At 40.5% G+C, this 23,910-nt stretch carries 21 protein-coding genes; 15 read left to right on the top strand and 6 right to left on the bottom strand.

Annotation, left to right across the window (positions count from 1 at the left end):
* Window positions 1-23 precede the first annotated feature (23 nt).
* The 4 genes from BTR25_RS08615 to BTR25_RS08605 all read left to right on the top strand — a co-directional run bounded on the left by BTR25_RS08615 (window position 24) and on the right by BTR25_RS08605 (window position 5,574).
* On the top strand, window positions 24-1,694 hold the full coding sequence (locus BTR25_RS08615; RefSeq protein WP_075687656.1) for a glycoside hydrolase family 13 protein: 1,671 nt from the start codon (window positions 24-26) through the stop codon (window positions 1,692-1,694).
* Window positions 1,695-1,902: 208 nt separating this feature from the next.
* Entirely contained in the window at window positions 1,903-3,390 is a 1,488-nt protein-coding gene (locus tag BTR25_RS08610; RefSeq protein WP_075687655.1) for a glycoside hydrolase family 32 protein, read from the top strand.
* Between the two features lie 151 nt (window positions 3,391-3,541).
* Window positions 3,542-4,159 carry a PAS domain-containing protein gene (locus BTR25_RS28090; protein ID WP_254842661.1) on the top strand — a complete coding sequence of 206 codons (618 nt, stop codon included), beginning with the start codon at window positions 3,542-3,544 and terminating at the stop codon, window positions 4,157-4,159.
* 77 nt (window positions 4,160-4,236) lie between these two features.
* Window positions 4,237-5,574, top strand: coding sequence for a putative bifunctional diguanylate cyclase/phosphodiesterase (locus BTR25_RS08605; RefSeq protein ID WP_254842660.1), 1,338 nt, complete (start codon window positions 4,237-4,239; stop codon window positions 5,572-5,574).
* Window positions 5,575-5,651: 77 nt separating this feature from the next.
* On the opposite strand, the gene BTR25_RS08600 is transcribed toward BTR25_RS08605, so the two are convergent.
* The 3 genes from BTR25_RS08600 to BTR25_RS08590 form a co-directional block, all read right to left on the bottom strand.
* Entirely contained in the window at window positions 5,652-6,065 is a 414-nt protein-coding gene (locus BTR25_RS08600; RefSeq protein WP_083652301.1) for a YuzC family spore coat inner layer protein, read from the bottom strand.
* A 110-nt stretch (window positions 6,066-6,175) separates the two neighbouring features.
* Window positions 6,176-7,024 (bottom strand): LiaG family protein, encoded by an 849-nt coding sequence (gene liaG, locus BTR25_RS08595; protein WP_075687747.1) that lies wholly within the window; start codon window positions 7,022-7,024, stop codon window positions 6,176-6,178.
* A gap of 159 nt (window positions 7,025-7,183) precedes the next feature.
* Window positions 7,184-8,140: a DMT family transporter gene (locus BTR25_RS08590; protein WP_483295244.1), complete on the bottom strand. Its 957-nt coding sequence runs from the start codon at window positions 8,138-8,140 to the stop codon at window positions 7,184-7,186.
* Between the two features lie 191 nt (window positions 8,141-8,331).
* Between BTR25_RS08590 and BTR25_RS08585 the strand changes: the two genes are divergently transcribed.
* From BTR25_RS08585 to htpG, 5 genes are all read left to right on the top strand, one after another.
* Entirely contained in the window at window positions 8,332-9,294 is a 963-nt protein-coding gene (locus BTR25_RS08585; RefSeq protein WP_075687653.1) for a bile acid:sodium symporter family protein, read from the top strand.
* Between the two features lie 19 nt (window positions 9,295-9,313).
* Window positions 9,314-10,627, top strand: coding sequence for a purine/pyrimidine permease (locus tag BTR25_RS08580; RefSeq protein ID WP_075687652.1), 1,314 nt, complete (start codon window positions 9,314-9,316; stop codon window positions 10,625-10,627).
* Window positions 10,628-10,781: 154 nt separating this feature from the next.
* Window positions 10,782-11,201: an SRPBCC family protein gene (locus BTR25_RS08575; RefSeq protein ID WP_075687651.1), complete on the top strand. Its 420-nt coding sequence runs from the start codon at window positions 10,782-10,784 to the stop codon at window positions 11,199-11,201.
* The gene (locus BTR25_RS08570; protein WP_075687650.1) at window positions 11,202-11,564 is read left to right on the top strand and encodes an ArsR/SmtB family transcription factor; all 363 of its coding nucleotides are present in this window, start codon (window positions 11,202-11,204) and stop codon (window positions 11,562-11,564) included.
* Window positions 11,565-11,712: 148 nt separating this feature from the next.
* Entirely contained in the window at window positions 11,713-13,593 is a 1,881-nt protein-coding gene (gene htpG, locus BTR25_RS08565) for a molecular chaperone HtpG (protein ID WP_075687649.1), read from the top strand.
* Window positions 13,594-13,627: 34 nt separating this feature from the next.
* Here htpG and BTR25_RS08560 read toward each other — a convergent pair whose 3' ends face one another.
* The 3 genes from BTR25_RS08560 to BTR25_RS08550 form a co-directional block, all read right to left on the bottom strand.
* Entirely contained in the window at window positions 13,628-14,017 is a 390-nt protein-coding gene (locus BTR25_RS08560; protein WP_075687648.1) for an SET domain-containing protein, read from the bottom strand.
* A 379-nt stretch (window positions 14,018-14,396) separates the two neighbouring features.
* Complete coding sequence (gene ade, locus BTR25_RS08555) at window positions 14,397-16,175, bottom strand: adenine deaminase (protein ID WP_254842658.1); 1,779 nt, start codon at window positions 16,173-16,175, stop codon at window positions 14,397-14,399.
* A 2-nt stretch (window positions 16,176-16,177) separates the two neighbouring features.
* A complete protein-coding gene (locus BTR25_RS08550) occupies window positions 16,178-16,648 on the bottom strand; it encodes a nucleoside deaminase (RefSeq protein WP_075687647.1) in 471 nt (156 codons plus the stop codon).
* 448 nt (window positions 16,649-17,096) lie between these two features.
* Here BTR25_RS08550 and BTR25_RS08545 point away from each other — a divergent pair, with 448 nt between their 5' ends.
* From BTR25_RS08545 to allB, 6 genes are read left to right on the top strand one after another with little or no spacing between them, the layout of a single operon-like run.
* Window positions 17,097-18,143 (top strand): XdhC family protein, encoded by a 1,047-nt coding sequence (locus tag BTR25_RS08545; RefSeq protein WP_075687646.1) that lies wholly within the window; start codon window positions 17,097-17,099, stop codon window positions 18,141-18,143.
* Window positions 18,140-18,778, top strand: a complete 639-nt coding sequence (locus BTR25_RS08540; RefSeq protein ID WP_075687645.1) for an NTP transferase domain-containing protein — start codon at window positions 18,140-18,142, stop codon at window positions 18,776-18,778. The genes BTR25_RS08545 and BTR25_RS08540 overlap by 4 nt, the downstream gene beginning before the upstream one ends.
* A complete protein-coding gene (locus tag BTR25_RS08535; protein WP_075687644.1) occupies window positions 18,775-19,683 on the top strand; it encodes an FAD binding domain-containing protein in 909 nt (302 codons plus the stop codon). The genes BTR25_RS08540 and BTR25_RS08535 overlap by 4 nt, the downstream gene beginning before the upstream one ends.
* Window positions 19,667-21,937, top strand: coding sequence for a xanthine dehydrogenase subunit D (gene pucD / locus BTR25_RS08530; RefSeq protein WP_075687643.1), 2,271 nt, complete (start codon window positions 19,667-19,669; stop codon window positions 21,935-21,937). Before BTR25_RS08535 ends, pucD begins: the two co-directional genes overlap by 17 nt.
* Window positions 21,928-22,485, top strand: coding sequence for a (2Fe-2S)-binding protein (locus BTR25_RS08525; RefSeq protein ID WP_075687642.1), 558 nt, complete (start codon window positions 21,928-21,930; stop codon window positions 22,483-22,485). The genes pucD and BTR25_RS08525 overlap by 10 nt, the downstream gene beginning before the upstream one ends.
* Window positions 22,482-23,882, top strand: a complete 1,401-nt coding sequence (gene allB, locus BTR25_RS08520; RefSeq protein ID WP_075687641.1) for an allantoinase AllB — start codon at window positions 22,482-22,484, stop codon at window positions 23,880-23,882. The genes BTR25_RS08525 and allB overlap by 4 nt, the downstream gene beginning before the upstream one ends.
* Window positions 23,883-23,910 lie beyond the last annotated feature (28 nt).

Below are 23,910 nucleotides of genomic sequence, written 5' to 3'. Positions count from 1 at the left end.
CATCTACGAATAGAGGTGCAGATATGAACAAAAAATGGTGGAAAGAAAGTGTCGCCTATCAGGTGTATCCCCGAAGCTTCATGGACAGCAATGCTGACGGAATTGGCGATTTAAAAGGGGTTACGAATAAATTAGACTACTTGAAAGAGCTGGGAATTGACGTCATCTGGCTGTCTCCGATGTTCAAATCTCCAAATGACGATAATGGCTATGACATTTCTGACTATCAAGATATTATGGATGAGTTTGGAACGATGGCTGATTTCGATGAACTGCTTGAAGGGGTTCACAAACGTGGAATGAAATTAATCCTAGACCTGGTCATTAATCATACAAGTGATGAACATCCATGGTTTATTGAATCACGTTCCTCAAAGGACAATCCAAAACGCGATTGGTATATTTGGCGAGACGGTAAGGATGGCCAAGAGCCGAACAACTGGGAATCGATCTTCAGCGGCTCCGCTTGGAAATTTGATGAACAAACTGAACAGTATTTTATGCACATATTCTCGACACGTCAGCCTGATTTGAACTGGGAAAACCCTGATGTACGCAATGCCCTATATGACATGGTGAACTGGTGGCTGGACAAAGGAATCGACGGCTTCCGTGTTGATGCGATTTCTCATATTAAGAAAGAGCCTGGATTCCCGGACATGCCAAATCCAGAAGGTTTAGACTATGTCCCATGTTTCCCATATATGATGAATGTAGAGGGAATTGACGATTGGTTAACAGAGCTTTCACAAAAAACGATTAAAAATTATGATGTAATGACCGTTGGTGAAGCAAACGGTGTTGGTCTTGACGATGCCGACCGCTGGGTAGGCGAAGAAAACGGCTATTTTAATATGATTTTTCAATTTGAATTCTTAGGGTTATGGGACAAAGATGCAGAAGGACGTGTTGACGTTCGGGCATTGAAAAAGAATCTTACAAAATGGCAAAAGGGCCTCGAAGGCAGGGGCTGGAATGCGTTATTTATCGAAAATCATGACCAGCCGCGCCGCGTCTCCAGCTGGGGCAATGACAAGGAGTACTGGAAAGAAAGTGCAAAAATGCTTGGAGCGATGTATTTCTTAATGAAAGGGACGCCATTTATTTATCAAGGACAGGAAATCGGGATGACGAATGTTCAGTTCCCTTCGATTGAAGACTACAACGATGTCGGAATGGTCAATTACTACCGGATTGAAACAGCAAAGGGCCGACCGCATGAGGAAATTATGTCGATTATTTGGAAGCAATGCCGTGACAATGCACGGACTCCAATGCAATGGGATTCCAGCAACAAAGGCGGGTTTACTAGTGGGGATGATACTTGGTTAGGCGTTAACCCTAATTATCAGGAAATTAATGTGGAAGCCCAAGTAAACGATCCAGATTCGATTCTTTCTTTCTATAAGAAATTGATTCAAGTAAGAAAAGACAATCCGTTGTTTGTTTACGGAACGTATGAGTTGTTATTAGCCAATCATCCAAGACTGTTTGCCTACACTCGGAAGTTGGGAAGCCGCCAAGCGATTGTTATAAACAATTTTAGTGAACAATCCACAAGATTTAGTGTTCCTAGCAGTGTAAAGTATTCCAAATCTGAGCTGGTTCTCAATAATTATGATGTTGCTGATCAGAAACTGCGAAAGGAATTTACACTTAAGCCATATGAGACAAGGGTATATTTATTAAAGTAAAACATTTAAGGGGCTTCTGGCCCTTTTTCTATTTATATAAGAGATAGACTATGAATGATTGAACGTATTTTTGGTCGATATCAACAAATTTTAGGGTGATATCAACAAATTTTAGGCCGATATCAACAAATTTTAGGGTGATATCAACAAATTTTTGGTCGATATCAACAAATGAATAACTTCAGACGGAAACTAGGGGTGATTACTTTTGAAAAAAAACCACCAAGTTGAAATAGAAAAGGCAGAGGGAACTTTACGTACGCTAAAGAAATCAGTGGATGAGAGCCATTGGAAATTATATTATCACGTGACTGCTCCGGCTAATTGGATCAATGACCCAAACGGCTTAGGCATGTTTCAAGGAGAGTACCATTTATTCTATCAGCATCATCCTTATTCACCACAGTGGGGACCGATGTTTTGGGGCCACGTTAAGAGCAAGGATTTAGTTCATTGGGAACGGCTCCCGATTGCGCTTGCGCCGAGTGAAGAATATGATCAAGATGGTTGTTTTTCGGGTAGCTCGATTGAAAGGGATGGAAAGTTCTATCTGATGTACACTGGAAATGAATGGACTGGTCCTGACCATGATCAGGATTTAAAGCAGGTTCAATGTATTGCAGTCAGTGAGGATGGAGTTCGTTTTGAAAAAATAGCGGAGAACCCAGTTATTTCCGAAGCACCAGAAGGTGATATTCATCCGTTTCATTTTCGCGATCCAAAGGTGTGGAAAAAGGGTGATTATTTTTACTGTGTTCTCGGTTCTCGAACAAAAGATCATCATGGACAGGTTTTGCTGTATCGTTCAGTAAACATGATGGATTGGGAATTTATTAGTATTATGGCAAAAAGCAGTGGTGACCTTGGATTTATGTGGGAATGTCCTGACGTGTTTGAGTTAGCGGGGAAGGACATATTGATGATGTCACCGCAAGGAGTGAAACCAGAAGGACATCTTTATCATAATCTCCATCAAGCAGGCTATGTTACCGGCCAATTAGATTATGAAACAGGCATTCTTACCCATGGAGATTTAGAACTTCTTGATTATGGGTTTGACTTTTATGCGCCGCAAACATTGGAGGATACAAGCGGTAGAAGGGTAATGATTGCTTGGATGGCGATGTGGGAAAGTGAAATGCCTGATCAGCAGCATAGATGGGCTGGTGCAATGACACTCCCTCGTGAACTAAGGCTGAAAGACGGAAAAATCTTTTCAAATCCGATTGAAGAATTAAAAACGCTCCGAAAAAACTCCGTTGAACTGAGAAATGTTATGGTTAATGGGCTGCAGGATTTTGAGGGGATATCTGGTGATTGCTGTGAGCTAGAAATGGTGATTGATGCAAAGAATGCTTCTACATTCGGACTAAAAGTAAGAGTAGATGAAGCGAGCAAGCAGGAAACGGTCCTCAGCTATAACCGTGAAACAAGCCTATTTACGCTCAATCGTGAACATTCTGGGGAAGGACCAGGCGGAGAACGACAGGCACTTTTACCACTTAAGGACAACCAATTATATCTCCGCGTTTTTATCGACAAATCTTCTGTTGAACTTTTTATTAACCATGGGGAATGTGTGATGACGGCAAGAATTTATCCGAGAGAACAAGCAAAGGGTATCCAATTTTTTGCTGACCAAAAAATTGAATTAATTAGCTTATCGAATTGGAACCTAGCAAGGAGTATCCAATAACATAGGCAAAAACGATTCGTGGATCAACGAATCGTTTTTTTCTGGCAAACTTCGGGGTTGTCTGTACTTGATAAAAATTACAAATTGTTAACAAGCGCAGTATCTGTTATTTTGGTATTATGACAGCTGATTTTAGAGATGGGGTTACTGTATGAATGCTAAAAGGGATAAAGAACAATTTTTATTAATTTTGTTATTTGGGGTTTTTGTCTTTTTAGAAGTATTAGATACTGTATTCCCTGCCCTTTTTCATTCCATAAAGTATTTTAATGTTGTTTCAGGTCTTTTTTATTTAGGAGTCATTTATACTCTTTTTATTTTGGTTCGAAAATATGATAAGAATGCTAGCGAGCTGGAAAAGAGCCAGCAAAAGTTACAAAATATTTTTGATACCTTAGATGTCGCCATTTGGTCACATGATATTAAAGCAAATAAATTGTTAATCACTCCGGGGATTGAGAAGTTATATGGATATAAGCTTGAAAAATTTTATGAAGACTTTGATTTTTGGAAGAAGGTTATTTACCCCGAGGATTTACCCGTTTTAGAGGATAGAGTTCAAAGGATTGCTGCAGGTGAAACCGTATCATCTGAATATCGGATTATTCGGCCTGAGGGTGAGGTTAGATGGATTCAGGATATTGGGATTCCTAGGTTTAATCAAGAAGGAGAGTTAATTGATTTTAATAGTGTATTATTTGATATTACCGACCGTAAAGAAAGTCAGGGACTATACTATAGCTTAGTAGAAATGTCACCTGATAGATAAAACGAATTGACGGGAAGACGATTGATGTAGAGGCGGCTGCTACATCTATACTTTACGAGGGCAGGTTTGCTGTTCAAGTGGTAGGCAGGGATATTACACAAAGAAAAAACTCAGAACGAACGATTCAACATATGGCATTTCATGATACATTAACAGGCCTGCCTAATCGTAATCAATTTAGAAGGAACCTAAACGAAGTACTGCAGTTCCGGGCCAATGAGATGCATGCGGTTTTGTTTTTGGATCTTGATCGATTTAAAATTATTAATGATACGAAAGGCCATTCAGTTGGTGATATCATTCTTCAAAGGGTAGGAACAAGGCTAGAGGAAGCCGTTTGTAGTGACGGGATTGTCTCTAGACAAGGCGGAGATGAGTTTATCATTTTATTAGTAGATATCAGCTTGGAAAAGACAGTAAAGGTAGCTCAAAACATTCTAGATGAATTTTTGAAGCCTTTTGAGGTTAATCATGATGATTTCTATGTAACCCCTAGTATCGGAATCAGTATTTATCCAATGGATGGAAATGATGAGGAAACGTTAATAAAAAATGCCGATACAGCAATGTATGCAGCAAAAGAACGGGGAAAGAATAATTATCAATTTTATTCGAATCACTTGGATGGAATATCAAATCGAAAAATGGAGTTAGATAATTTACTAAGAAGAGCATTAGATCGTAATCAATTAAGGCTTCATTATCAGCCCCAATTCGATTTAGATACAGGCCAGGTGGTAGGGGTGGAAGCCTTGATTCGCTGGTATATTCCGGAGCGCGGCTGGATCCCGCCATGTGAGTTTATTCCATTAGCAGAAGAGACGGGTATGATTGTCCCATTAGGAAAATGGATTTTGAGACAAGCGTGTGAGCAAAGAAAAGCTTGGATGGATGCAGGTTTTGATGATTTTCCGATTGCTGTGAATGTTTCTGTCCGCCAATTTCAAGATGAGCGCTTTATTGACTATATTTCAAACCTGTTAAACGAGGTGGGCCTTAATGCCTGCTATTTAGAACTGGAAATCACGGAAAGCTTAATGCAAAACTTAGAGAATTCGATGATTTTACTCAATCAGTTAAAGGATCTTGGTATCATTCTTACGATTGATGATTTTGGAACTGGCTATTCGTCTTTAAGTACGCTAAAACATCTTCCTATTGATAAAATCAAGATTGATAAGTCCTTTGTTGATGATATACTTTATCATTCTAATCAAGGAATGATGGTAAAAACGATCATAGATATGGGGAATAATTTAGAAATATCTGTAATAGCAGAAGGAATCGAAACTGAAGTCCAAGTAAATTATTTAAAACAGAATTCCTGCAAGATTGGACAAGGGTATTATTATTGCAAACCCATACCAGCAGAGGAGCTCGAAGAAGTCCTCTATAGTAACAGGAACCCAGACTAATAGGATGGTTATGAATGGACGGAGAAATCCGTCTGTTTTCATGTTTATTAATAAAAGACCTTCAAATTGAAGGTCGATTAATTGCCCCATTTCATGTGTACAGACAATGTACAGCAATTGGCAGGAATGTTTGGGTCGGGGTTTGTTGTAAGCTCAAAGGTTATTCCTGTTGGGGTAAACTTGGTATTTACAGGGACCTTAAGGCCAATGGACTTAATTAACCGGTCAACTTCGGTTTTATTTCCCTGCTGGGCGGCCTCCATAATTTTTGTATCAAAATCTTGATTTCCTAAGTGGTCTAAAAGTATACTCCCCTGCTCCATTAATAGTCGAAAGGACTTGATTGATTTCGTAAAGGTTTCTGTGTTTACAGGTGGATATTGGCGATAAGGCTGATAAGGCCCATATGCTTGCTGGTACGGATACGGAGAGAAGTCTTGATAACCTGGATGTGAGGGATACACAGGGTAAGGATTTTGATAATAGTACATGGACATGCTCCTTCCACATTGACATAAAACACTATACCGTATGTAAATTGGACTATTTTTGTTACTCAGCAAAAAAGTACTTGGAAATTTATCCCCAAGTACTTTTAGTATTATTTAATTTGAACTTCTCCGCTTGAGACGGATATTTCAATTTTATGTTCACCTGATCCGTGCTTGCCATAAATATTTTTACCGCTCGTATCTTTAGAAGTTAAAGGAAAGTCACTTGAGATATCTCCGCTGCTAACTTTACCTTCTAATTCAAAATCAGCATCTTCTGGTAAATCTAGAACCACATCTCCGGAACTTAAGTCGATATCAAGCGAATCAATAAGCTTATCTAGCTGGATTTTAAAGTCTCCAGATGAAATGTCAGCATCAATGGCACCAATATAGTGCTTGATATTTACATTCCCGGAGCTGACCTCAAAGTCACCTTTTTCCACTGTTAGTTGTTCAATTTGAACATCGCCAGATGACAGGTTTTGGTTAAATGTTTTAACATCTAAATGACCGAGGTTTGCACTTCCAGAGCCGATAGTTAACGTTAACTCCTCTAACTGCATCGACTCACCTGAAAAATTAAGTCTTCCAGATCCAAGAGTAATATGCATACTTTTCGAATAGTCCTTTGGGATATAGATTTTAAGATTCTCATTTTTATTTGATGAGAACCAATCGAACCAGTTTTTCTTAAGTGATACCTGGATTGTATTTCCTTGTTTCTCTACTTTTAAATTTCCCTTTCCTGTCAGTACGGCAGTAAGATCATCACGGTCTTCAGGAATAATGTCTGCTCGAACTCCTGCCGCCTCGATTTGAATTTTATCTGTACGATTAGTTATCGATGTACTTCCTTCTTTATTTCCGTTAAAAGCCAACCCATCAAAACTAAAGCTGAAGTTAAAAACAATATATAACCCTGTGATCACCAAGAGGAGAATAAAAATCCTTTTCATAAAAACCCCTTCTTTCTTTTCTGATAAAACAATCATATAACAGTCCCAAGGTGCCACCAATGAACTTGAGATTTAATTACCTCTAAGACCTAAGACGTAATTGCAGGTTTCTTAATAAGCATAAAAAAGGTAGTGACTTAACACTACCTGGCTTACACATCAGATGGAACTTTTAAATTTATACGGTAAGTTCATCCTCTTCTTTATATGCTTACTAAATTCTTCTAAGGCACCCGATCCAAGTAAAACACCTAATATGATGAATAGAAATCCTAGAATTTGTGTCATGGTGATCCTTTCACCTAAAATAAACGCTGCTCCAACTAGAGAAAAGAACGGGCTTAGATTAATAAATATGGCAGCCTCTGAAACTCCTACCTTCCCGATTGCATAATTGTAAATCGTATGACCAATGGCAGTGGCAATGACTGCAGAGCTTAGAAAGATCACCCATATACCAAAACTCCCATGCTGTAGCTGACTTAACCCATTAGGTTCCTGTATTAAGCTAATCAAAAATAGAATCCCTGAACCAATCAGCAGCATATAACCTGTCATCAGCCGAGGGTCTAAAGTGTTCGAGATTTTTTTGATCATGACAAAGCTAAAAGCTTGGGTAAATATTGATATGAAAACATAGACATCGCCAATAGAAATCGTACTAATCCCGCCCTGGCCGATTAAAACAATAAAGGAAACCCCCGTCAAACCTAAGATAATTCCAAACAGCTGAATGAAAGTAATCCTTGTTTTTAAAAAGAAAAAGGCCGCAATGGTGGTAAGTATGGGGCCAAGCCCTAAGATAAGGCCTCCGTTTGAGGCAGAGGTTTTTGCTAGACCTAGAGACAAAAAGTAATGATGACCCACCACATTCAAAAATGCTGCAATTATAATGTAGCCAAGCTCCGATCGAGTAGGGATCCTGATTTTTTTTAGAAAGAAAAGAATGATAAAAACAGCAATAGCGGCTGTAAAAATTCTAAGGGCGGTTATCGTTACAGGCAGAAAGGCCGCTACCACGATCTTCGTTGCCGTGACATTGAGTCCCCAGGACAACATCACGAAAACTAATAAAATATAAATTTGAATTTGCGGACCTTTTGCCAAATTCTCCACTTCTTTCTTTACCATAATGTAGAGGGGCGTGATGTTTTCAATATGCCCGGGCAAATAAATGGTAAATAATAATGTACTTATTATACATCAGCGTTTATTGAAAATAATCCCCTTTTTTTCGATTACCGAAATAATCATAATATGTTATTCTTTGTAATGGACTTGAATAATTTTATTGGGGATGAATTCTAATGCTTCAAAAGCTTAATCATAGACTTGAAAAAATAATGCCATTCATTACGCCGTCAAGTGTAATATTAGGCGTATTATTATCGGATAGTATAAAGGATTTCTCTTATTTAATCCCATGGATTTTTGCGTTTATGACCTTTGCAGGGAGCCTGAATTCCAATTTCAGATCACTATCAGATGTAGTTAGACACCCGTTACCCATCATAGCCGCAATGTGTTTGCTTCATATCATCATGCCGATTTGGGCTTGGTCAGTTGGCCATTTAACCTTTGGGGGGGATGTCTACACGATTACAGGGATGGTCCTGGGAATGGCCATCCCAACCGGTATTACTAGTTTTATCTGGGTTTCAATATATAAAGGAAATATTCCGATGACGTTAGCACTCATTCTAATTGATACGATGCTGTCGCCTTTTATTGTTCCTTTTTCACTTTCACTTATCATCGGCGAGAAAGTAGAAATAGATTTTTTAAGTATGATGAGCGGGCTTTTAGGTATGATTGTCATTCCGTCTCTAGTGGGGATGTTCTTAAATACAGTAACAAAAGGAAAAGTTTCAGGATCCTTGAGTCCTCGTTTGGCACCCTTTTCGAAAATCTGTATTGGTATAGTCGTCATGTTGAATGGGGCAATGGTTGCGCCCTATCTAAAAAATATTAATCTGAAATTAGTAAGTATCACACTAGTAGTCTTTTTTATCGCATTATCAGGATATGTCATTGCGTTCCTAATCGGGAAACTATTAGGAAGTGACCATGATACACTTGTAGCGCTGACTTTTACAGGCGGGATGAGAAATATCAGTGCTGGGGCGGTGATCGCAGTTTCCTATTTCCCACCAGCAGTGGCTGTTCCTGTGGTTGTAGGTATGCTGTTTCAACAAATATTGGCCTCTCTAAACGGCTACTTTTTGGAACGTTATATAAACAAAGAACATAGAGAATCAGCCTATCTTTAAGCAAGAAGGTGTAATGAAAATGAAGAGGATAAATCGTGGAAATGTAATCCTAACAGGGATACAAGGACTACAATGGACGGTATTTATGCTGACGAATATTATTGCTGTTCCGGTTGTTGTTGGAGCAGCTTTTGACATGACTGCAGCGGATATCTCTACATTTATGCAAAGAATGCTGTTTGTAAGTGGTGCAGCAACCCTAATACAGCTTTTTATCGGTCATCGCCTTCAGATTGTGGAAGGGGCTGCGGGATTGTGGTGGGCCATCTTTATACTACTTGGAACGATGAGTGCCCCTTTTGAGCATGAATTGTTGCTGCAACAATTAGAAATGGGACTAATCCTATCAGGGGTGTTTCTAGCAATCCTAAGTGTATTACCCATTATAAAAAAGATAAAAATCCTTTTTACCCCAATCGTAACCGGGGTATACCTTATTTTACTGGTCAGTCAAATGAGCGGGATGTTTTTTAATAGTATGCTCGGTATTTCAGCAACCGGGCAAATCAATGGGAACATTTTGGCTATCTGTTTAATTGAAATTCTAATCATTTTGACGGTGTCGCTTAAAGCCAAAGGGACATGGAAAAGTATGGGGCCCTTAATTGGAATTGCAGTGGGCTGGCTTCTGTTTGGGTGGTTAGGGATAATAGATTCAACCCACTCCTACGAGCCCGAGACTTGGTTTGCCCTCCCGGAGATGTTTAAATGGGGACTGCCGCAATTTGATGCCGGTATAGTACTGACTTCTTTGATTACATCAGTAGTGTTAATCTCGAATGTCATTGCTAGTATTTTAGTAGTTAGTATAAGCCTAGAGAAAGAGTTACACTTGAGGCAGTATCAGAAGGGTATATTCGGGAATGGATTAGGGTTGGTGATGTCAGGACTTTTTTCGGTAGTAGGAGTTGTTCCATTATCTGTTTCTGCTGGTTTCATTGGAACGACTGGAATTAAAGCGAAACGTCCACTCATCATCGGTGCCTTGCTCATATTAGTCAGTGGTTTTTTTCCCTTTATCGGAAGCTTCTTTTCAGGACTTCCTTTAGAAGTAGCATATGCTTCATTATTTATTCTGTTTGCCCAGATGATGGGCTTTGGTATTCGTGACCTAATGGGGCAGGAGCCCTCGTCAAGGAATTTACTAGTAATTGGTCTTTCTTTAATGGTAGGAATCGGTATGATGTTTATGCCAGTATCCGCTTTTGAAGCAGTTGCTCCTTGGCTGCGAAACATCTTCACAAATGGTCTGCTCATCGGATTAATGGTCTGCCTGCTGCTCGAACATGTCTTTTTTCGTGAAAAGAATAGCGCGATTAGCTTGCCAAAATAACATGAACCCCTTTTTTAAGAGGGGTTTTTATCTTTTTAGATGGGTAAAATTAATTTATGTGAATAATGGTTGACGTAACACCAAAAGGTTATATATACTTAACGAAGTAAAACTAAAAGGTGTTATATTAAAACGATGAAAGTAGGAGTGTTTTATGGAAAGTACATTACAGGATATTAAACAAACAGTTGTGTTTAAAGCACCGATTCAAAAGGTTTGGGAACAAGTATCAACTGCTGAAGGGGTTTCAGAATGGTTTATGCCAAATGATCTTAAGCCCGTAGTAGGACACCTGTTTCATATTCAATCCCCTTTCGGTCCTTCTCCCTGTAAAGTGACAGAAGTTGAGCCGCCAAACCGTCTATCATTTACATGGGATACAGATGGTTGGTTTGTGTCGTTCATTTTAAAAGAACTCGGTGAATCCACCGAATTCACTTTAATTCATGGCGGCTGGAAGCAGGCAGACGAGATTGTGGGCAAAGCTGGGGAAAAAGCATCTATTATTCGTGACCGGATGTCTCATGGCTGGACAGGAATTATCGAAAAACTTCGTAAGACTGTGGAGAGATAAATGTCCTCATCCGCTCAAAAGCACGATGTATTCCAAGCGATTGCGGATCCGACTCGCAGAGAGGTACTGCGCTTACTTGCTGAAAAAGAACGGCCGATTTCAGAAATCAGCTCACATTTTTCAGTGAGCCGGACGGCGATTGTCAAACATCTTCAGGTCCTCTCGGAAGCTGAACTAGTTAGCGGCCGGAAGGTGGGGCGTGAAAAAATCTATCGCTTACAGCCCGAGCCGTTAACAGAATTGAAGCAGTGGCTTTCTTATTACGAGAAGTTTTGGGAAAACAAACTTTCTATACTGAAGCACTTGGTTGAAGAAAAAGAAGATAGTGGCATAAAGCTACTAAATCAGACTGACAGAAAATAACTGTCGGTCTTTTAATATTTGTAGTGAACAATGGCTATTGACACGAAAAATAGGATATGGTATTAAAAGTATATAGTGTTTTAGCACTCACTGAATGAGAGTGCTAATGGTTAAAACCAGCTAAATCAATGTGTAAGGAGAGGCTGCAATGGCTACAAAACAATTTAAAGCAGAGTCTAAAAGGCTGCTAGAAATGATGATTAACTCTATCTACACGCATCGTGAGGTTTTTTTGAGAGAGTTGCTCTCTAATGCTAGTGATGCAATTGACAAAATCTATTACAAGGCGTTAACAGATGACAATTTAACGTTTAATCAAGAAAGCTACTTTATTAAAGTGGCACCGGACAAGCAAAATCGAATCCTGAAAATTACTGATACTGGTATTGGAATGACGAAAGAAGAGCTTGAGACGAACCTCGGCACAATTGCCAAGAGCGGCTCTTTAGCTTTTAAAACAGAAAATGAAAGTAAAGATGGACACGATATTATTGGTCAGTTTGGTGTTGGTTTCTATGCAGCGTTCATGGTAGCCGATGTTGTCACTGTAATCAGTAAGGCAGTGGGCAGTGATGAGGCATACAAGTGGGAATCAACGGGTGCTGATGGATATACAATCGAACCTGTCGAAAAAGACAGTTATGGAACTGAAATTATTTTAAAAATTAAAGAGAATACCGAAGATGAAAACTATGATGAGTTCTTAGAAGAATATCGTTTAAAGGCGATTATCAAAAAATACTCTGACTTTATTCGCTATCCAATCAAGATGGACGTGAGCAGTAAGCGTCCTAAAGAAGACAGTGAGAATGAATTAGAAGATTATATGGAAGAACAGACGATTAATAGCATGGTGCCAATCTGGCGGAAAAATAAGAGCGAGCTTACAACAGAGGATTATGAACAGTTCTATGCTGAAAAACATTACGGATTCGATAAGCCGATTAAACATATTCATATCAGCGTAGATGGTACTGTGAGATATAATGCTATTTTATATATTCCAGAGAAGATTCCGTTTGACTACTATTCAAAGGAATTTGAAAAAGGACTGGAGCTATACTCTAACGGCGTATTGATCATGAACAAATGTGCTGATCTTCTTCCGGATTACTTTAGCTTTGTCAAAGGAATGGTCGATTCTGAGGATTTATCACTTAACATCTCAAGAGAAATGCTTCAGCATGACCGCCAATTAAAGCTGATTGCAAAGAATATTAATAAGAAAATCAAAAGTGAACTGCAAAGCTTGTTAAAAAATGATCGGGAAAAGTATGAGGAATTCTACGAATCATTTGGCAGACAGTTAAAGTTTGGGGTTTATAGTGATTTTGGTGCGAACAAGGAAGTATTACAGGATCTCATTATGTTCTATTCTTCTAAGGAGAAAAAGCTTGTTACTCTTGATGAGTATGTTTCTAGAATGACAGAAGATCAAAAGTTCATTTACTATGCTTCTGGAGGATCGGTTGAAAGAATCGAAAAGCTTCCTCAGACAGAAATGGTTGCCGAAAAAGGCTACGAAATTCTCTACTTCACTGAGGATATCGATGAATTTGCAATCAAAATGATTATGAACTATAAGGATAAAGAATTCAAATCTGTATCTAGTGGTGATTTAGGAATCGAGTCAGAGGACAAACAAGAGGATGCAGCTGCGGAAACGGAAGAAAACAAAGAGCTTTTTGACTTTATGAAAAATATTCTCTCAGATAAAGTAAAGGATGTCAGAATTTCTAAACGGTTAAAATCACATCCGGTATGTCTATCAACTGAAGGTGAAATCACCATTGAGATGGAAAAGATCCTAAATTCAATGCCAGATAACCCAAATGTAAAGGCAGAAAAGGTATTAGAGATTAATGCCAATCATGAGGTGTTCCAATCCTTGAAAACTGCATTTGCAAAGGATAAAGAAAAGGTAGATTTATATACCAAGCTTTTATATAATCAAGCCTTATTAATTGAAGGACTGCCAATCCAGGATCCAGTCGAATTCACGAATGACATTTGTAAGGTAATGGTATAAGCTGCACAAAAAAATAACAGCCCGTCTTGGGCTGTTATTTTTCTTGTTCCTCTTTATCAAACCATAGCAATTCTTGATCTTCTTCATCGCCATTATAGTTGATGAGAATTTCTTCACCGGCTTTTATATCTTTGTAAGCATAAAAGTCAAAGGTATGGTTCGGAAAATTTATTTCATATGTCGCATTTGGCTGGTAGGAATGATTAAACAGCATCCCGTATCCCAACAGGAGGCATGTGTGATTAATTCCGTATTCAAATGCGTAATCAGCCAGAAGTGTTTTTTCGATGTGCTCATGCTCTGCATTTGGATAAGCAATAACCGGTGCTTCGTGGAGAAGTTCGCCTTTTTTAATATCACGTGTTGCAAATACTCCTCTATTGAACTCACCATCGCTTAGTTCAGAAGTTTTTACCTCGATCATGTTCCTCACCTACAATTCATTCATTAGAAGTCATCTTCTTAGTTTGACAGTTAAAAGGCAAGAACGCAACCGTTTAATTACTTTAAAAATTGTTAATTTATAGTTAGTTTATGTAATCCGAAATTACGATCGTTATGAAATGGTCATGAGGCCCGAAAACCGAGCGAGCTCCTCAATTCGGTCGTCATGAAGTGGTCATGAAGCCCGAAAACCGAGCGAGCTCCTCAATTCGGTCGTTATGAAGCGCTCATGAAGCCCGAAAACCAAGAAAGCTCCCCGATTCGGTCCTCATGAAGTCATTTCAAAACAAAAAAACACGAACAGGATATCAACAAAGTGGAGGGATATAACAAATCCAAACCGGTGATCGAAAGTTCTTTCAACGCTTTGATAAATCCGCTGCAGGCTCGATGTTTATGTGTTCAAACTTAGAGACCTGAAATAATCCTTTGTCGGTTAGTTTTAATTCAGGAATAACAGGAAGCGATAAAAATGATAAGGTTAAGAACGGATTGAAAAGGGATGATGCTCCTAATTCAAGGAGGGCACGGTTGAGGTCCGTGAGCCGAGAATATACGGCTTGGTAGGGCAGGTCTGTCATTAATCCAGCGATTGAAAGCTCTAATGAACTAACCACTTTTCCATGATTGACCACTACCATGCCGCCTTGTATCTCTTTGATGGCGTTAGCAGCAGCTAGCATATCTTGATCATTCGTTCCAGCAACAATTAAGTTATGGGAATCATGCGCGATAGTGGTAGCGATAGCACCTGATTTTAATCCTAATCCTTTCACAATACCTAAGCCTACATTTCCAGTCAGCTGATGGCGTTCGATAACCGCCAGCTTTAATTGGTCAGCTGAAGTGGATGGCTGAAACTTTCCACAATGATCGATTACCACGTCTTCAATTACATGTTTTGTTACCAAACTATTAGGGATAATCTCTATGATATTGGCAGAGGCTGATGGTAAAACAATATCGAAGTGATTAGTTGTTAGTTCGTGAAATCGGACAGTGGATGTGATGGGACTCATTTCGTTTTGCAGTACGGGGGAGGTAATTTCAATCATGAGCTTTTGATTTTTTACAACTGCTTTGCCATCCTTAAAAACATCAGATATCCTGACATTCTCTAGATTATCTAAGAATAGGAAATCTGCCTTGTACCCTGGGGCAATCGCGCCCTTATCATCAAAACCAAAGCATTCGGCCGCATTGATCGTTGCCATTTGTATCGCTGTTACAGGGGGAATTCCAGCGGCAATGGCCAATCGAACGTTGTGGTCAATGCTTCCATCATGAAGTAAGTCATCTAAATGCTTGTCATCTGTAACAAATAAGCATCTTCTAGAGTTACGCTCATTCACCACTGAAATTAATTGCAGCAAATCTTTGGCCACTGTGCCCTCGCGTATCATTAAATACATTCCTTTTCTAAGTCGCTCTTTGGCCTCACGCGCAGTTGTACTTTCATGATCTGTGCGTATACCGGCAGCCATATAGACATTTAGATCTTGTGCAGTTAGGCCTGCAGCATGCCCATCTATTTTTTTTCCGGCCTTTTTAGCGTCACTTATTTTCGCTAGCATATCCTCATCACCATTTAGCACTGCGGGGAAATTCATGACCTCAGCAAGGCCTAAGACCCGTGGGTGTTGATAAAAAGGATTTAAATCCCCTGCAAACAGCTGGGCGCCAGCGTTTTCAAACTTTGTCGCTGGTACGCACGATGGCAGCATAAAGTAAAAGTCAAACGGAAGGTTTTCTGAAGAATCGAGCATATACTGGATCCCAGCTGCACCTAATACATTCGCAATTTCATGAGGGTCAGCAATGACAGTGGTAACACCATGGATTAAAAGGACCTTTGCGAATTCGGCTGCTGTAACCAGGGAGGACTCAATATGGACATGGCCGTCAATAAAAGCAGGAGATACAAAGCGGCCCTTTGCATCAACAACATTCTTCCCCTCATATTGTCCAACACCAGCAATATATCCATCGACAACGGCAATATCACCTTCAATGATTTCACCGTTGAAGACATCAATGATTTTTCCATTTTTAATAACTGTATCTGCGAGCTCTTTACCGGAAGCCACAGAGATTCTTCTCTCTAATCGATTCCTGGACATTTCCACCCCTTCTTTCATGATTAGTACTCCACCTTATCTTTTGTTTTTTCCCATGTGCGAAAAGGAAGGTCACCTTTCTCAGGATAGATTTGTGTCATGGGTATTTTACGAAATTCCATTGGGAGGGCGAGCTGATCATAGATGAATTGGTCATCAAAACCAATTTTTGCGGCATCTTGTTTTGTACACGCATAATAAACTGCCTTTGGCCGGGCCCAATAGATCGCGCCAATGCACATTGGACAAGGTTCGCAGCTCGTATAGATTTCGCAATCGGTTAGCTGAAATTCATTTAAATGACGGCAGGCATCTCTAATCGCCTGTACCTCAGCGTGTGCTGTTGGATCATTTGAAGAGGTTACCTCATTTCGTCCAACACCAATAACTTGGCCGTCTTTTACGACAATGGCTCCAAATGGTCCCCCTTGATTGGTCATAACATTTTGTAGTGCTAATTCAACTGCTTTTCCCATTAGATGGTAATCTGACATAGTATCTCTCCATTCTATTCGTCAATTAATCTATTAGGTGATTAACTGCTCCACTTTTTAAAATTCTAGATAGCTTGAGTTACATTATTCTATATCATGCTTCCGTTAATTGCTTTCTTATTGTTAGGTAATATACCAAGCTTTTTCAAAAAAGAAATTAGGAAGGTCAATCCAATAAGATCTGAAAAAGGCATGTCAGATTCCGCAAATCCTAAAAGTTCTTCTGAAAAAACTAATTTTCTACGTCAGATTATATGACACGTTTGTAGATGGAGGTTTAGCTTTTGGATAACATAGGTAAATAATCGTTTGTTATCATTTCTCACGTTACAGCCAAACACCATTGTAAAAATAGAGAAAAGTGAGTTTCATATTAGGGGGTCTATCAATATATATCGCTTGCTGTAATGAAATGGGCGGCTAAGGAAGTATAGGAAGGAGGATCTATATGGATGGAATTCATGAAATACTAGACGCCGTTTATTTATCATCTGAAGAGGATGTGCTGACAACCATTATTCATGTGGAGGGTTCTGCCTATCGGAAAGAAGGAACCTCGATGTTGATTCGAAAAGATGGTACAAAAGTGGGATTGTTAAGTGCTGGATGTCTAGAAACGGACTTACAATATCGTGTGCTAGAAAACAGAGAAAATATGACGAGTCACACTGTGGTTTATGATATGAGGGACGAGGATGATTTACAGTGGGGACAGGGAGCAGGTTGTAATGGAGTAATTCGAGTTCTGTTAGAACCGATCGATGCTTGTCTACGTGACCATCTCAGTAAAGTAAAGTACTTTTTAGATAATGGGAGTCGAGTAACGATTCTAAAAAAATTATCAACTGAGCACTCTGTGTCGGATTATTTGTTTTTCGCCGATCACAATCAGTTTTTTGGAAAATGGCATGGTGGAGTGGCAAATAGTGTGAAAGAGTTAATCACTCAGATTCATAACTCTAAACCTAAAAGTGGTGTCACCTATTGTCCTAAACTATCTTCGGAAATTTATAACCATACCTTTGAACCAAAACCGCGTCTACGAGTTTTTGGGGCCGGAACGGATGCAATTCCGTTGGTCAAACTGGCTTCAAATGCTGGATTTTCTGTTCTGGTTACAGATTGGCGTTCTGATTGGTGTACGGAGGACAATTTTCCGGATGCGGACCAGCTAATCGTTGGATTTCCAAGTGAAGTAATTCCAACACTTCATTTAACTACTAAGGATTTCATATTAATCCTTACCCATAATTTTCAAAGGGATAAGGAAATACTGAGCTATTTATTAGAGAAAGATTTAAATTATATCGGAATACTCGGGTCGAGAGCACGGACAGAGCGGCTCTTTGATGGAAAGCCAATTCCACCACAAATTAGCAGCCCGGTGGGGATGTCGATTGGGGCGGAAGGTCCAGAAGAAATTGCCATTAGTGTTGCCGCAGAGTTAATACAGCAGCGGGTGCACATGTCTGAAAAGGTGTTTTCCTGTAAATGAAGGGAGGAATCATTGCAATATTACTTGCGGCGGGAAAAAGCAGCCGGATGGGGATAAATAAGCTTGCTCTTCCGTTAGGAGAAGCGACAATCGGTGCTTCCGCTTTACAAAAAGCGCTCAATTCAAATCTTGACCACATTCTTGTTGTCCATCGAGAAAGTGACTCGCTCAAATGGATGGGCAACGAATTTTTCCAGCCGAACGTTAAAAATCAATGGACAGCTGTTATTTGTGAGGAAGCAGATTTAGGTCAGGCGCATTCATTAAGCTGTGGATTGCGGTTCGCGATAAAAATGAAACCAAAAGGAGTAATGGTGCTTCTTGCTGATCAGCCGTATTTAGCTGAAGCAATCATTAATGATTTGATCTCACAATATGAGTCGCAGTTGCCATCTGATCACCCCATCTCTTTTATTGCTTCACGGCTGCAAGAAATCCCGAGACCGCCGATTCTTTTTTCTCCAAAAACATTCCCGGAAATTTTGAAATTAAAAGGTGATGAAGGAGCACGACAGCTTTTCCGTAACCAGAGTGTACTAGATGGTATATTCGTAGACTATGAAAATTCACAGGACTTTTTTGATATTGATACAAAAGATGATTACCAACGAGTGAAAGGAGAGGTCAAGTCATGATGAGGCAAGGGATAGCGGCAAAATCTTCTCCCGCTGTTTGGATGCCAGACAACCTTGAAGAGGCCTGGCAAATAAAACAGCAATTAGGCTCTGAAGCAAGTTATATTGCTGGAGGTACACTTTTGCAGACACACTGGGAAAAGGGTGTGCTATGTCCAGCCAATTTAATCAGCCTAGAAAGGATAAAAGAACTCCAAGGTATAGGGAAATCTATGGTTGCTGGGGAAACCTCCTCTCGTGTGGGTTCATTGACGCCCATCAGTTTTTGCCGAAATCCCCCTCCGTATCTGAATGAGCACCTGCTCTTAGTGGAAGCTGCTAGAAATATTGCTGCTCCGGCAATTCGCAATAGAGCAACCGTTGGAGGAAATATTGCAAACGGTTTTGGGGATTTGATTCCAGCCCTATTAGTCATGGACGCTGAGCTATCCTTTTTTGATCGGAAGGATTATAAGCGAATTTCGGTTTCAGATTGGATTCAAACAGACGTTTCAACATCAAATGATATACTCGTCTGCGTGTATTTGCCAGACAAGATCAAGCCGAATAAAGAGGCTTTTTTTTATAAAAAAATTGGCCAACGCGAGGCCTTTTGTCCAAGTATTGTGACGGTTTCTGGCTGCTGTCAACGAAACGGTGAGGGAATGGTGGAGAGTATTAGATTGGCTGTAGGCGGGAGTTCGACTCCGCCCCAACGATTGATAGAGAGTGAAGCCTTGATAAAAGGCTCGGTATTGTCTAATAACCTATTACAAAGGCTATCGCAAATGGTGGAACAGGAATTCACACCGGGTGTTGATCACTTTTTCTCGGCTGTTTATAAACAAAGGGTGGCAGCGAATATCATTGTTTCGGAGCTTGCTAGAATTGCCGGACAGGAGGGGTCTTATGTCATTACACACTAGCTTCTCGGAAATGAAGAGACGAATACGCCCAGATGGTCCTGAAAAAGTGACCGGCAAGTTAAAGTACTTGACAGACCTTACCTTTCCAAAGATGTTATACGGAAAAATCCTTAGAAGTTCTGAACCCCATGCAGAGATTCTGTCTATTTCAACGGAACAGGCAAAGCAGTTTCCAGGAGTTAAGTCGGTCATCACCTATCAGGATGTTCCTGGTTTGAATGGCTATGGGCTTATTTTTCCTGACCAGCCTGTTCTATGTGAGGAGCGGGTTCGCTGTGTTGGTGATGCGATTGCCGCTGTGGCTGCAGATACAGAAGAAATTGCAGAGCAGGCGATTCGGTTAATTGAGGTTGCCTACAAGCCGCTCCCTATCGTGAGCAGTCCTGAAGCAGCACTCCAGCCGGATGCCCCGCTGCTTCATCCAGGCGGTAATATCCTACATCAAGCAAACTATAAAAAGGGTGATACAGATCGAGGGTTTCAAGCTTGTTCACTTGTGATTGAGGAAACATACGAGCTTCCTAGACAGATGCATGCGTATATGGAAACAGAGGGAGGAGTGATCGTCCCTGAGCAGAATGGAGAAATCACGGTATACGTAGGAACGCAGCATGGCTACAAAGACCGTTTTCAACTATCGAGAATTCTTAATATTCCGGAAACAGATATCCGGGTCATCTCAAGCCCAATGGGTGGTTCTTTTGGGGGGAAGGATGAATTAAACATACAGCCCTATGCTGCTTTACTTGCGCTTATTACAAACTGTCCGGTGAAGATTCATCAAAGCAGGCAGGAATCGGTAAGGGCAGGTATAAAGCGTCATCCTATGAAAATCACAATGAAAACAGGTGTTGATGAAGAAGGATATCTGGTAGCTCATAAGGTCAAAATCATAGCTGATACTGGTGCCTATGCCACATTAGGTCCTGCCGTTTTAGACTTCGCTGTTGAGCATGCTCCCGGCCCATACATGATCCCTAACATCGAAATCGAGGGTGTTTCTGTTTTTACCAATAATGGTGTGGCTGGTGAGTTTAGAGGATTTGGTGGAAATCAGATTACCTTTGCTCTTGAGGGGCAGATTGACCGCCTTGCCGAGAGGATTAAAATGGATCCGATTGCTTTCCGCTTGAAGAATTTACGAAAAGCAGAAGATCCGGGTCCGTTAGGGCAAAAAATTGCGCCAACAAGTGGTGCTTTTGAGGTCCTTATGGAAGTACAGAAATCTCTTACTGAAAAAAGGAAGGTAGAGCTGAAGGACAGATGGAAGGCAAAGGGGACAGGGATTGCACTTACGATGCATGGAGGCGGTTTAGGTGCAGGCAGGCTTGATCCAGCAGGCGGACGCCTAACTTTTTCAAAGGAGGGAAAAATTGAAGCCGCCTTTGGTTTTGAAGAATGTGGGCAAGGGCTTTTAGCTGTAATTGAAACATTACTAATCGAAGAGTTTGAATGTACAACAGATGATATCCGCATCATTGTCGGTGACACCGCTTTGGTACCAGCCTCTGGCTCTTCAACAGCTTCTAGGGCTACCAGTATGGTTTGGCAGGCTCTGCAAAAAATGAAAGAGTCATTCCGGAAGCAGATTCTTTTGAGTGCAGAGCAAGTTACAGGGATTGAAATCGACCAGCTTCGAATTGGTCCTGGTGGCATCTGGAACCACGATTACCTAAGTATTACGTTTAATGAACTAGCTGGGCAAATTCCCTCGGATTCTACCATTGTGGTTGAAACTGCTTTTGATTTTCCAACCAGTCCCGATGCCACGGTGGCTGGCAGCCATTTTTTATATGCATTTGCTGCAGTAATTGCCGATGTAGAGGTGGATTTATTAACAGGGAAGGTTAAGGTGACTAGGCTTGATCAAGCAGTAGCGGCCGGACCGATTGTAAGTCCAATGGGGTATCAGGGACAAATCGAAGGTGGAGGTGTAATGGCATTAGGTTACACGTTAATGGAAGACGTAATGATGGATAAAGGTGTTTATTTAACGGATAACCTTGATTCGTATATGATTCCTACCATTTGTGATGTCCCCTTCCAAATGAATGTAAAAGCGATTGAAAAGCTGTCTGAAGGAGATCCGTTTGGACCCAGAGGGGTGGGAGAAATCGGAACGGTGGCAGTAGCCCCTGCAATTGTTAGAGCTATTTATGATGCAACGGGCTGTTGGGTAAACAAATTGCCAGTTTCTCCAGAAAACCTGCTAAAGTCTATAAACAGTATGGAAGAGGTGACAACATGGATGTAAAGAAAAGTAAAGCAATCATCCAGCCGTCTCCTCAAATTGAGCTGGCAATGGAGATTAATAGTGTGAAAGTGAAAGTCATAACATCCCCGACAGCACGGCTTGTCGACCTTTTACGTGAAAACATTGGTCTGACTGGTCCAAAAATTTCATGTGAGATTGGACGCTGCGGGGCATGTGCTGTTCATATAGATAATAAATTGATTAACTCCTGTCTAGTCATGGCCTATCAAGCTAACCATTCTTCCATACGTACTGTTGAAGGGGTAGAAGCGGCTGATTCTCAACTTATACAAAAGGCTTTTCTTGAAGAAGGAGGTTTTCAATGCGGGTATTGCACACCAGGAATGGTAATGGCTGTCAAAGCATTACTCGATTCAAATCCTAACCCTACACCAGAACAAATTCAGGAAGGACTTTCTGGTAATCTTTGCCGTTGTACAGGGTATGGCGGAATCATCCGAGCGGTACAAAGTGCTATTGAAAATTTGAAGGCGAGCGTTGACAGAAGTCATCATGCCTTGAATGAAGTAAAAGGAGGACCTGCATGAAGAAGGAGGTAACAGTGAAAAACGGTCTTGTTTTTACGGACCAAGGATTTCGGCAAGTAACGATCAACATCAAGGATGAAAAGATTGATTCGCTTGTTGAGAATGATGCAGGACCATTAAACCAAGTTGATGACAATACCATTGATGCAAGCGGATGTCTTGTCGTCCCGGGTTTTATTGATGCACATGTCCATTTTAATGACCCGGGCAGGACCGATTGGGAAGGGATGGAAACAGGAAGCCGTGCAGCCGCTATCGGCGGAACCACTACTATTTTTGATATGCCATTGAACTCCTCCCCCTCCGTTACCAATCTGAAAAATTTACAGTATAAAAAAGAGTATGTAAGCTCGCTGTCGCATATCGATTATGCTCTTTGGGGCGGGATCACTGGTGATTCGGTACAAAATCAAGCTGAGCTATCAAAAATGAGTGAGGGCATTATCGGTTGGAAGAGCTTTATGTCTGAAAGTGGGATTGAAGATTTTGCCTTGTTATTACCTGAAAAAATGGAGCAGGCCATGAAAATCGCGAAAGGACAAAATAAAATTCTAGCTCTGCATGCCGAATGGGATGAACTGATTGAGAGACTAACAGCTGTATATAAATATAGTAATACGATGAATGAACGGTGGGCCTTTTTAGCGAGCAGACCTGTGCTAGCGGAAGAAAAAGCGGTAGCTTACGCTTTAGAACTGGCTGCTAAGTATGGAACAACGCTGCATTTTGTTCATATAAGTTCACCAAAAGTCGTTGCAATGATTCAACAAGCAAAAGAAACTGGAGTAAACGTGAGCGTTGAAACATGCCCTCATTATTTAATTTTTGATGAAAATGATTTCCTTCAAACAGGAGCTCTGCTTAAATGTGCCCCGCCTCTTCGTCCGCGGAAGGAGGTCGAAGGACTTTGGGAATGTATTGATAAAGGGTGGATTGATACGATCGGGTCAGATCATTCGCCATGCTTATATTCGATGAAAGCAACCCCGTCTATCTGGGATGCCTGGGGTGGAATACAGGGAGTTCAATATACATGGCTTGCTGTACTCGACCAAGCCTTAAAGCGCGGAATCGACCTCAAACAAATCATTCCTCTAGGAACGGCAAATGTCGCAGATCGCTTTGAAATAGCAGGAAGAAAAGGGAGGATCCGTGAAGGCTTAGATGCAGATTTAGTGTTCATTCGATTAGACGAATCGACCTATGTAGATAAAGAGTCAATGGGTTTTCGCAACCGCTATACTCCTTATGAGGATATGCAATTTCTTTTAAAAGTAAAAAAGACTATTTTACGAGGAAGAGTTATTTATGATGACCAACTCGGGGTTATCAAAGAAAAACTAGGAATTTGTCTATCACCAAAGGAGGGAGTATCAACCATTTCCCACCCACTCTAGCTGAGTGTGTTGAATAGCACATAGTGTC

The organism is Bacillus sp. MRMR6 (genome assembly GCF_001940785.1).
Classification (GTDB): domain Bacteria; phylum Bacillota; class Bacilli; order Bacillales; family Cytobacillaceae; genus Neobacillus.
The sequence above is the reverse complement of the archived record's forward strand: the minus strand, read 5'-3'. Positions and strand labels throughout refer to the sequence as shown.

Excerpts from the sequence above, each read along its gene's own strand:
- BTR25_RS08615 (WP_075687656.1), top strand. The coding sequence starts at position 24 with ATGAACAAAAAATGGTGGAAAGAAAGTGTCGCCTATCAGGTGTATCCC.
- BTR25_RS28090 (WP_254842661.1), top strand. The coding sequence starts at position 3,542 with ATGAATGCTAAAAGGGATAAAGAACAATTTTTATTAATTTTGTTATTT.
- BTR25_RS08600 (WP_083652301.1), bottom strand. The coding sequence starts at position 6,065 with ATGTACTATTATCAAAATCCTTACCCTGTGTATCCCTCACATCCAGGT.
- liaG (WP_075687747.1), bottom strand. The coding sequence starts at position 7,024 with ATGAAAAGGATTTTTATTCTCCTCTTGGTGATCACAGGGTTATATATT.
- BTR25_RS08585 (WP_075687653.1), top strand. The coding sequence starts at position 8,332 with ATGCTTCAAAAGCTTAATCATAGACTTGAAAAAATAATGCCATTCATT.
- BTR25_RS08580 (WP_075687652.1), top strand. The coding sequence starts at position 9,314 with ATGAAGAGGATAAATCGTGGAAATGTAATCCTAACAGGGATACAAGGA.
- BTR25_RS08575 (WP_075687651.1), top strand. The coding sequence starts at position 10,782 with ATGGAAAGTACATTACAGGATATTAAACAAACAGTTGTGTTTAAAGCA.
- BTR25_RS08570 (WP_075687650.1), top strand. The coding sequence starts at position 11,202 with ATGTCCTCATCCGCTCAAAAGCACGATGTATTCCAAGCGATTGCGGAT.
- htpG (WP_075687649.1), top strand. The coding sequence starts at position 11,713 with ATGGCTACAAAACAATTTAAAGCAGAGTCTAAAAGGCTGCTAGAAATG.
- BTR25_RS08560 (WP_075687648.1), bottom strand. The coding sequence starts at position 14,017 with ATGATCGAGGTAAAAACTTCTGAACTAAGCGATGGTGAGTTCAATAGA.
- ade (WP_254842658.1), bottom strand. The coding sequence starts at position 16,175 with ATGAAAGAAGGGGTGGAAATGTCCAGGAATCGATTAGAGAGAAGAATC.
- BTR25_RS08550 (WP_075687647.1), bottom strand. The coding sequence starts at position 16,648 with ATGTCAGATTACCATCTAATGGGAAAAGCAGTTGAATTAGCACTACAA.
- BTR25_RS08545 (WP_075687646.1), top strand. The coding sequence starts at position 17,097 with ATGGATGGAATTCATGAAATACTAGACGCCGTTTATTTATCATCTGAA.
- BTR25_RS08540 (WP_075687645.1), top strand. The coding sequence starts at position 18,140 with ATGAAGGGAGGAATCATTGCAATATTACTTGCGGCGGGAAAAAGCAGC.
- BTR25_RS08535 (WP_075687644.1), top strand. The coding sequence starts at position 18,775 with ATGATGAGGCAAGGGATAGCGGCAAAATCTTCTCCCGCTGTTTGGATG.
- pucD (WP_075687643.1), top strand. The coding sequence starts at position 19,667 with ATGTCATTACACACTAGCTTCTCGGAAATGAAGAGACGAATACGCCCA.
- BTR25_RS08525 (WP_075687642.1), top strand. The coding sequence starts at position 21,928 with ATGGATGTAAAGAAAAGTAAAGCAATCATCCAGCCGTCTCCTCAAATT.
- allB (WP_075687641.1), top strand. The coding sequence starts at position 22,482 with ATGAAGAAGGAGGTAACAGTGAAAAACGGTCTTGTTTTTACGGACCAA.